Origin of the sequence: Pseudomonas sp. NPDC087817 (assembly GCF_044742875.1) — a bacterium.
Lineage (GTDB): Bacteria > Pseudomonadota > Gammaproteobacteria > Pseudomonadales > Pseudomonadaceae > Aquipseudomonas.
Window position 1 is genome coordinate 273,992 of record NZ_JBIUVJ010000005.1, and the last position, 9,547, is coordinate 283,538.

The window sequence follows — 9,547 nt, forward strand, 5'->3', positions numbered from 1 at the left end:
AGCTTGTAGCTAAATGCTTGCCGCTGCGCCTAATCCTTTGGCCCTGAAGCCTGCATTCCGTTAAGATAGCCCGCTTTTTCAAGGTGGGAGTCAGGCAGCATGGCGCAGCAGTATCAACCGGGGCAACGCTGGATCAGTGACAGCGAAGCAGAGCTTGGTTTAGGCACCGTTCTGGCACAGGACGGCCGCTTGTTGACCGTGCTTTACCCGGCCACTGGCGAAACCCGCCAGTACGCGCTACGGAATGCGCCCCTCACTCGCGTGCGATTCTCGCCGGGTGACAGCATTACCCACTTCGAAGGCTGGAAGATGACCGTCCAGCAAGTAGACGATGTCGACGGTCTGATGGTCTATCACGGCCTCAACGCGCAGAACGAAGCCGTTACCCTGCCGGAAACCCAGCTGTCGAACTTCATTCAGTTCCGTCTGGCCAGCGACCGTCTGTTCGCCGGGCAGATCGACCCGTTGGCGTGGTTCTCGCTGCGCTACAACACCCTCGAACACACCAGCCGCCAGTTGCAATCTTCGCTCTGGGGCCTGGGCGGCGTGCGTGCGCAACCGATCGCGCACCAGTTGCACATTGCCCGTGAAGTCGCTGACCGTATTGCGCCGCGCGTATTGCTGGCGGACGAAGTGGGTCTGGGTAAAACCATCGAAGCCGGTCTGGTGATCCATCGCCAACTGCTCTCCGGTCGCGCCAATCGCGTACTGATCCTCGTGCCGGAAAACCTTCAGCATCAGTGGCTGGTAGAGATGCGCCGCCGCTTCAACCTGCAGGTCGCGCTGTTTGATGAAGAGCGCTTCATCGAAAGCGATGCCAGCAACCCGTTCGAAGACACCCAACTGGCGCTGGTGGCGCTGGAATGGCTGGTCGACGACGAAAAGGCGCAGGACGCACTGTTCGCCGCCGGTTGGGATCTGCTGGTAGTCGACGAAGCCCACCACCTGGTCTGGCACGAAGACAAGGCCAGCCCGGAATACACCCTGGTCGAGCAACTGGCTGAAACCATTCCGGGCGTGCTGCTGCTCACCGCCACGCCGGAACAACTCGGTCAGGACAGCCACTTCGCCCGTCTGCGCCTGCTCGATCCAAACCGTTTCCATGACCTGGCCGCCTTCCGCGCCGAGAGCGAAAATTATCGCCCGGTGGCCGAAGCCGTTCAGGAGCTGCTGGACAAGGGTCGCCTGTCGCCTGAAGCGCACAAGACCATCCACGGTTTCCTCGGCAACGAAGGCGAAGCCTTGTTGACCGCCGTCAACGATGGCGACACCGAAGCCAGCGCCCGTCTCGTGCGTGAACTGCTTGACCGCCACGGCACCGGCCGCGTGCTGTTCCGTAACACCCGCGCCGCCGTGCAGGGCTTCCCGGAACGCAAACTGCACCCGTATCCGCTGCCGTGCCCTGACGAATATCTGGAACTGCCGCTGGGCGAACACGCCGAGCTGTACCCGGAAGTCAGCTTCCAGGCCCAGCCGGACGCCAGCGAAGAAGAGCGCTGGTGGAAATTCGACCCGCGTGTCGAGTGGCTGATCGATCAGCTGAAAATGCTCAAGCGCACCAAAGTGCTGGTGATCTGCGCCCACGCCGAAACTGCGATGGACCTGGAAGACGCCCTGCGCGTGCGCTCCGGCATCCCGGCCACAGTGTTCCACGAAGGCATGAACATCCTTGAGCGTGACCGCGCCGCCGCCTACTTCGCCGACGAAGAATTTGGCGCGCAAGTGCTGATCTGCTCGGAAATCGGCAGTGAAGGTCGCAACTTCCAGTTTGCTCATCACCTGGTGCTGTTCGATCTGCCGTCGCACCCGGACCTGCTCGAGCAGCGTATCGGGCGTCTCGACCGGATCGGCCAGAAACACATCATCGAACTGCACGTGCCGTATCTGGAAACCAGCCCGCAAGAGCGCCTGTTCCAGTGGTACCACGAAGCGCTCAACGCGTTCCTCAACACCTGCCCGACCGGCAACGCCTTGCAGCACCAGTTCGGCCCACGCCTGCTGCCGCTGCTCGAAGAAGCCGACGACGGCGAGTGGCAAGCGCTGATCGACGAGGCGCGCACCGAGCGCGAGCGTCTTGAAGAAGAGCTGCATACCGGTCGCGACCGTCTGCTGGAGCTCAACTCCGGCGGTTCGGGTGAAGGCGATCAGTTGGTCGAGGACATCCTTGAGCAAGACGATCAGTTCGCCCTGCCGATCTACATGGAAACCCTGTTCGACGCGTTCGGCATCGACAGCGAAGACCATTCGGAAAACGCCCTGATCCTCAAGCCGAGCGAGAAGATGCTCGACGCCAGTTTCCCGCTGGGCGACGACGAAGGCGTGACCATCACTGACGACCGCAACCAGGCGCTGTCGCGCGCAGACAGGCAGTTCATCACCTGGGAACACCCGCTGGTGCAGGGCGGCATGGATCTGGTGCTGTCCGGCTCGATGGGTAACACCGCCGTCGCGCTGATCAAGAACAAGGCGCTGAAACCGGGCACCGTGCTGCTGGAACTGCTCTATGTCAGCGAAGTGGTTGCCCCGCGCTCGCTGCAACTGGGCCGTTACCTGCCGCCGGCCGCGCTGCGCTGCCTGCTCGATGCCAACGGCAACGATCTGTCGGCCCGCGTCTCGTTCGAAACCCTCAACGATCAACTGGAAAGCGTCCCGCGTGCCAGCGCCAACAAGTTCATTCAGGCCCAGCGCGATCAACTGACGCCACGGATCAACGCCGGTGAAGACAAGATCACCCCGCGTCACGCCGAGCGCGTGGCCGAGGCCCGTCGCCGTCTGGCGGCCGACACCGACGAAGAACTGGCGCGCCTGACCGCGTTGCAAGCGGTCAACCCGACCGTGCGTGACAGCGAACTGGTGGCGTTGCGTGAACAGCGTGAGCAAGGTCTGGCGATGCTGGACAAGGCTGCTTTGCGACTGGAAGCGATTCGGGTATTGGTAGCGGGCTAAACCGCCCTGCTCCAGCGCTGAAAACAAGAAGGCCGGCAGTGATGCGGGCCTTTTTGTTTGCCTGTTATTTATTAGCTGATGCTGATGGCCTCATCGCTGGCAAGCCAGCTCCCACATTGGATCTCCAGCATGAACACAATCCCTGTGGGAGCTGGCTTGCCAGCGATTGCAATCATGCAGTCGCCGCCGCACCCTCTGGCTCAACAACAGCAACCAACCCCTCCTTCATCCGCTGCGCATCCCGGACAAAACACCGCGCCGCCAGAAACAGAAACACCATGGTCAGGAACAGCGCCACCGGGATCAGGTACATCGCATCATGCAGGCCGACAGCTTTAAACGCTTCGGTCATCTGCTCCGCCCCCGCTGAAATCATCGCCGATTTGGCAAAGTGATCCGACAGCCCGCCAACCACCACCGGCCCCAATCCACCGCCCAGCAGATACAACCCGGCAAAGAACAACGCCATCGCTGTCGCCCGCAGGCGCGGTTCGACCACGTCCTGAATCGCCGTGTACACGCAGGTATAGAAGTTATAGGCAAACAGCCAACCGACGCTGAACAGCGCCACAAACACACCAATCTCGATGCGTCCGGCATGCAACGCCCAAGCCGTGCACAGCGTCGAAATAATCAGACTGAACGCCGCAAACAGCAGTCGCCCGTTGGCCACGCGCTGGTGAATCTTGTCAGCGATCCAGCCACCGAGGGTCAGGCCGATCAGCCCGGTCACGCCGACGATCAACCCGGTCGCCACCGCCGCTTCCTGCAACGGCATGAGGAAATAGCGTTGCAGCATCGGCACCAGAAACGAGTTGCAGGCATAGGTGGCGAAGTTAAAGCACAGCCCGGCCATCACCAGCCACAAGAAGGTCGGCACGGCGAGGATCCGGCGGATCGGTTTGTCGACTTTCTCTTGCGAGACCTGCACGGTTTCCGCTGCGCCGCGTTTTGGCTCCTTGATGAAAAACATGAAGATCGCGAGGAGCAGCCCCGGTACGGCGGCGATGAAGAACGGCGCGCGCCAGCTGTCGAATGCCTTGACCATCCAGCCGATGGTGAAGAACGCCAGCAGCAGCCCCAACGGCAGACCAAGCATGAAAATACCCATCGCACGCGCCCGACGGTGGGCCGGAAACAGATCGCCGATCAACGAATTGGCGGCCGGTGCGTAACTGGCCTCGCCAATACCGATGCCCATGCGCACGAGCAAAAAGCTCCAGAAACTGCCGACCAGACCGTTGACCGCGGTCAGCGCACTCCACGTCGCCAGGCCCCAGCCCATCAGTTTGCTGCGTGAGCCAGTGTCGGCCATGCGCCCGAGCGGCAGGCCGGCAATCGCATAAACAATGGTGAACGCGGTGCCGACGATCCCCAGCTGAAAGTCGCTGAGGTGCCATTCCATGCGAATCGGTTCGATGATGATCGCCGGGATGGTGCGGTCGAAGAAATTGAACAGGTTGGCGAGGAACAGCAGGAACAGAATGCGCCAGGCATTCGCCGCTTGGGTCGAGTTCTGCATGGGTCCGTCTCTTTATTGTTATTAGGGCTTCACTGCCGACGCATCCGAGCCCGGAACCTGCAATCTAGTCAGGCCGACAGAGGCTGTCTGTGATCATTCGTCTGCCTGATATCGGGCCATGGCCCTGTAACGAAACGTAAGCCCTTGATAACGCTGAAGTCCCCCGAAAACCGGGGCTTTCGCGGCAAAACCTTGCCACAAAAAAATAGTTTCGCGCCCCCCTTCCCAAGTTCGTGGCGAAGCCTAGAATGGCCGCCGGATCCGTCCGGATCTCCCGATCAATCCCTTTGATACCCGCCCCCATGTCCGAAGTCAGTCCGTGTCTGAATTGCGGTGCCTGCTGTTCCCATTTTCGCGTGTCTTTTTTCTGGGGTGAGTGCTCATCCTCCGGCGGTACGGTGCCCGATGAACTGGTGACGCAAATCAGCCCGAGTCGGGTGGCGATGAACGGCACCGACTGCAAATCGCCGCGCTGCACGGCATTGGTCGGTGAGGTGGGCAGCAACGTGCAGTGCTCGATTTATGAGCAGCGCGCCAGCCCCTGCCGTGAATTCGAATCGTCGTGGGAAAACGGCGAACAGAACGTCGACTGCGACAAGGCCCGCGCGCGCTTCGGCCTGCCACCCCTGCAACCCGACTGGGCCGAGATCCCTTTCGACAAGAGCGCCTGACCCTTAGCGCCAATGGCTATGAGGCTAATGCCGAAATCATTGGCATCAATGTGCTACCACGGCTTGCATCGCGAAAACCGCCTCTATACTCCAGACATTCGCCTGCGTTGACGACGCAGTAAGGACGACTTCAGAGATGGGGCATGCTATGGAGTGGCTTGGTTTGCAGTTTGTTACCGAGCTGCCGGAGAGCGGGCAGGTCATTCTCGATTGCACACACAACCCTTTACTGGTGCTGGTGGCCTATCTGGTCGCCTGCGCTGCGAGTTTCGCTACCCTCGACATGGCCGAACGCGTCGGCCACGCTGAAGACCCCGGCTCACAACGACTGTGGCGCTGGATCGGCGCGACCTGCCTGGCCGGCGGCATCTGGGCCATGCACTTCATCGGCATGCTCGCCTTTCAGGCGCCGATCGACATTCAGTACGACTTGCCGATCACCCTGTTTTCCCTGCTGATTGCCCTGCTCGCTTCGTGGCTGGCCATGCACACGCTGAGCGAGGCGCAACCCAGCCTGATGCATTACCTGAAAACCGCCATCGTCATCGGCTTGGGCATTGCCGGTATGCACTACGTCGGCATGGCGGCGATGCACTCGGTCGCCACGGCTTATTACCAGCCCTTGTTGTTCGGCCTGTCGATCGTGATTGCCATCGTCGCCAGTTTCGCGGCCTTGTGGGTCGCGGGTTACTTGCGTGAAGGCAGCGGCATCGCTCATCAGATGCTCAAGTACGCCGCGGCACTGATCCTCGGTGCGGGCATTTTCAGCATGCACTTCACCGGGATGGCGGCGTTACGTCTGGTGTTGCCCGAGGGCAGTGTGCCAAGCCTTTCGGCGGAAAACAGTCACCTGCAACTGGGCCTGACGGTGGCGCTGATCATTCTGTTGATCCTCGGTAGCGCGATCAGCGCAGCACTGGCCGACAAGAAGTTGCAGAACAAGGAGCACGACCTGCGCCGAGTGAACGCGCTGCTCAGCCAACTCGATCAGGCGCGCATGTCGCTGCAACAAGTGGCCAACTACGACGCCCTGACCAACCTGATCAACCGTCGTGGCTTCAACCAGATCTTCGCCGAGAAGCTCAGCCAGAAAGCCACCGAAGGCGGCATGCTCGCGGTGATGTTTCTCGACATCGACCACTTCAAACGGATCAACGACAGCCTCGGCCATGACGCCGGCGACGCCTTGCTCAAGGTCATCGCCAATCACATCAAAGGCTCGGTGCGCAGCCATGAAGACGTGGTCGCGCGTTTCGGGGGGGATGAGTTTTGCATCCTGATCGGTCTGAATGACCGTGAAGAGGCGCGCGGCATGGCGCAACGGATCATGCAGAAAATGAAAGAGCCGATAGAACTCGCCGGACGCCGGATGGTGATGACCACCAGCATCGGCATCAGCCTCTATCCAGAAGACGGGACCACCTGCGAGGAGTTGCTCAAGCACGCAGATCTGGCGTTGTATCAGTCCAAAGGCGCGGGACGCAACGGCTTGCACTTTTTCAGCTCCAACCTCAAGACCCGCGCCAGCTTCGAGCTGCAACTGGAGGAAGAACTGCGCCACGCCCTGCGCGAAGAAAACGGCCTGATGCTGTATTACCAACCGATCTTCGAACTGAAAACCGGCCGGGTCACCAAGCTCGAAGCGTTGATCCGCTGGCAGCATCCGGTCCACGGCCTGCTGACCCCGGACCGCTTTATCAGCATCGCCGAAAACAATGGCCTGATCGCCGAACTGGACAATTGGGTCCTGCGCCGCGCCTGCAAGGATCTGGGTGAACTGTCGCGCCATGGCTGCGAAGAACTGAAAATCGCCTGGAACTGTTCACCGCTGAACCTCGCCCGGGAAGAACTGGCGGACGAAATCGAAAGTGCGCTGCGCACCGCTGGGGTGGCGCCGGAACGGCTGGAGCTGGAAGTCACCGAGAATGCGCTGATGGGCAACATCGCCAACACCCTGGTGCTGTTGCGCCAGATCCGCGCCCTCGGTGTGTCGCTGTCGATCGATGACTTCGGCACCGGCTACTCGTCGCTGGCCTACCTCAAGCGACTGCCGCTCAACACCCTGAAAATCGACCGCTCGTTCATCCTCGACATTCCCAAAGCCACGGCCGACATGGAGATCGTCCAGGCGATCATCGTCATGGCGCACACCCTGCATTTGCAAGTGGTCACCGAAGGCGTGGAAAGCCTGGAGCAATACGAGTTCCTCGAGCGTTCGGGCTGCGATTTCATTCAGGGCTACCTGCTCAGCCGCCCGGTGCCGCTGGACGAGCTGCGCCCGGTGCTGGAAGAAATCAATCAGCGCAAACACTCATACACGATCAATCCGTTGATTCTGGCGCGCGGTACATTTGCACCAGTGTCGCTGGATCCTGCGCCAAAAAGCCTTGCGCCCCATGCAGGCGCATCAGTTGTGCGGCCAATCCGCTGATCGGCGTGGCCGAGCCTTGTTCGCGAGAGAACTTCACCGCCGTATCGAGATCCTTGAGCAGCGTGCGCACGTGCCATTTGATCGGTTCGAAACGGCTTTCGGCCATTTGCGGAGCGAGGATCTGTAACGGTTTGGAGTCGGCAAAACCACCGGCCAACGCCTCCGCGATCAGGCTGGCATCGACACCGGCCTGCTCGGCCAACGCCACCACTTCGGCAATCACCAGTGCATTGCAGGCGACGATCATCTGATTGCAGGCCTTGGTCACCTGACCCGCGCCGACGCCGCCCATGTGCGTGACGCGCTGCCCCAGATTGAGCAGCACCGGGCGTACGCGCTGAAGATCCGCCGCCGCGCCACCGACCATGATTGCCAGGCTACCCGCCTCGGCCCCGACCACGCCGCCGGATACCGGTGAATCCAGCCAGGCCATGCCGGTTCTCTCCAGCAACTGCGCCGCCATTTCACGCGTCGCCGTCGGCTCAAGGCTGGAAAAATCTACCAACAACTGGCTTTTTTTCGCCCCTTCGGCGACACCGGCCGGGCCAAACACGACTTCGCGCACCACCGCCGTATCGGCCAGACACAACATCACCACGTCGGCGTGTGCGCACAGTTCTGCGGGGCTCGCTACCTGCCGGGCACCGGCCTCGACCAGTGGCGCGCACTTGGCCGGGTTACGGTTCCACACCGCCAGCGGATAACCCGCTGCCAGCAGACGCCGGCACATTGGCAGGCCCATCAGACCGATTCCGGCGAACCCCAACGAAGGTAGCGTTGACATCATTTAGCCTCCTTTTGATTAAAGATCGCCGAATAATGGCCGATTCATCAACGATCAGGAAAGGATTCCCCCAAGCGACAGTCAGGCCAAGTCCCTGACGCTCGGGCTCAATTCGCGCAAAAAAAGACGCGAGATCTTATTCCGTGAGGTTCGCAGGCAACTGGCCCGCGAGCCAACCAGTCCAGGCATATGGCGCACAATGACTTCTAAAAACAATCCCGCCACCGCGGTATCCGATCTGACCTTGAGCCCCGCGGCGAACAGCCCGTCATCGTCGAAGCCATTGGTCCCGTCGCGCCCGCTGTCGACTCAGCAATACCTGTACTTCACCGAAACCAATACCGACCGTATCCTCGACAACCTCGATGGCCTGCGTGATCTGGTGTTCCCGCGTCCGCCGCACCTGGAAGGCGACAACGAACAGCACAACGATCAGGAATTCCCGTCGGTGTGCCTGATCGGCCTCGGTCGCTGCGGCTCCAACATCGCCCTCGACGTCGCGGAGCTGGTGTACAACGCGCGCAAGTTCTACCTCAACGAATTCAACAACGAAGATCGCCTGTCGCCGGACAAACGCTACGCCGAAAAGGGCTACAGCCCGGCCCAGTGGATCAAGAACAACCTGCGTATCGGCCCGAACAAATCCACCAAACCGGTGTTTCTGGTAGAGCCGCTGGTGATGCTCGGCGACCTCGACAAGGACATCGCCGGGCGCATCCGTTTCTCGCGCAAGGGCGAGAAAAGCGGCTTCCTGCGCGACTACAGCAAAATGAAAATCATGGACTTGTCCGAAGTCCACGCCGGTGGCGCCGGTAACGCGCCGATCCTCGGCCAGTATCTTGCGAAGATCATCCTCAACAAGGACACCCAGCGTTTCTCCAGCCCAGACTGGAAAATGATCCACTCGTACCTGATCGACAGCTGCGGCATCAAGGCCAACCAGTCGCGCCTGTACTTCTCGATCTTCAGTGCCGGCGGCGGTACCGGTTCGGGCATGGCTTCGGAATTCGGCCTGGCCCAGCAGCACTCGTACATGAACAAGACGTTCGATACCAAACCGATGGACGAACATGACGGCAAGAGCGGTCATTCGTTCGTGTTCGAACCGATCTTCACCAGCGGCATCTGCGTGCTGCCGAACATTTCCGATCACCGCAGCGAAATGTCCGAGGCGCTGCACATCAACGCCGGCC

5 protein-coding genes and 1 pseudogene are annotated in these 9,547 nt (G+C 60.8%); 4 read left to right on the forward strand and 2 right to left on the reverse strand.

The genetic code is table 11. The annotated features are described in order from the left end of the window. The first annotated feature begins 99 nt into the window (after nucleotides 1-99). Nucleotides 100-2,946 carry an RNA polymerase-associated protein RapA gene (gene rapA, locus ACIONG_RS08075; RefSeq protein ID WP_401298002.1) on the forward strand — a complete coding sequence of 949 codons (2,847 nt, stop codon included), beginning with the start codon at nucleotides 100-102 and terminating at the stop codon, nucleotides 2,944-2,946. Nucleotides 2,947-3,118: 172 nt separating this feature from the next. On the opposite strand, the gene ACIONG_RS08080 is transcribed toward rapA, so the two are convergent. Continuing rightward, nucleotides 3,119-4,468, reverse strand: coding sequence for a spinster family MFS transporter (locus ACIONG_RS08080; protein WP_401298005.1), 1,350 nt, complete (start codon nucleotides 4,466-4,468; stop codon nucleotides 3,119-3,121). Between the two features lie 302 nt (nucleotides 4,469-4,770). Between ACIONG_RS08080 and ACIONG_RS08085 the strand changes: the two genes are divergently transcribed. Together ACIONG_RS08085 and ACIONG_RS08090 are read left to right on the forward strand one after the other, a co-directional pair. Next, a complete protein-coding gene (locus tag ACIONG_RS08085; protein WP_103307211.1) occupies nucleotides 4,771-5,139 on the forward strand; it encodes a YkgJ family cysteine cluster protein in 369 nt (122 codons plus the stop codon). Between the two features lie 148 nt (nucleotides 5,140-5,287). Then, on the forward strand, nucleotides 5,288-7,570 hold the full coding sequence (locus ACIONG_RS08090) for a putative bifunctional diguanylate cyclase/phosphodiesterase (RefSeq protein WP_401298009.1): 2,283 nt from the start codon (nucleotides 5,288-5,290) through the stop codon (nucleotides 7,568-7,570). Here ACIONG_RS08090 and ACIONG_RS08095 read toward each other — a convergent pair. Continuing rightward, the gene (locus tag ACIONG_RS08095) at nucleotides 7,461-8,357 is read right to left on the reverse strand and encodes an NAD(P)-dependent oxidoreductase (RefSeq protein ID WP_401298012.1); all 897 of its coding nucleotides are present in this window, start codon (nucleotides 8,355-8,357) and stop codon (nucleotides 7,461-7,463) included. The genes ACIONG_RS08090 and ACIONG_RS08095 overlap by 110 nt on opposite strands. 196 nt (nucleotides 8,358-8,553) lie before the next feature. On the opposite strand from ACIONG_RS08095, the pseudogene ACIONG_RS08100 reads away from it, so the two are divergent. Further along, nucleotides 8,554-9,547 (forward strand): annotated as a pseudogene (locus tag ACIONG_RS08100) (hypothetical protein); the annotation flags it as partial.

Excerpts from the sequence above, each read along its gene's own strand:
- rapA (WP_401298002.1), top strand. The coding sequence starts at position 100 with ATGGCGCAGCAGTATCAACCGGGGCAACGCTGGATCAGTGACAGCGAA.
- ACIONG_RS08080 (WP_401298005.1), bottom strand. The coding sequence starts at position 4,468 with ATGCAGAACTCGACCCAAGCGGCGAATGCCTGGCGCATTCTGTTCCTG.
- ACIONG_RS08085 (WP_103307211.1), top strand. The coding sequence starts at position 4,771 with ATGTCCGAAGTCAGTCCGTGTCTGAATTGCGGTGCCTGCTGTTCCCAT.
- ACIONG_RS08090 (WP_401298009.1), top strand. The coding sequence starts at position 5,288 with ATGGAGTGGCTTGGTTTGCAGTTTGTTACCGAGCTGCCGGAGAGCGGG.
- ACIONG_RS08095 (WP_401298012.1), bottom strand. The coding sequence starts at position 8,357 with ATGATGTCAACGCTACCTTCGTTGGGGTTCGCCGGAATCGGTCTGATG.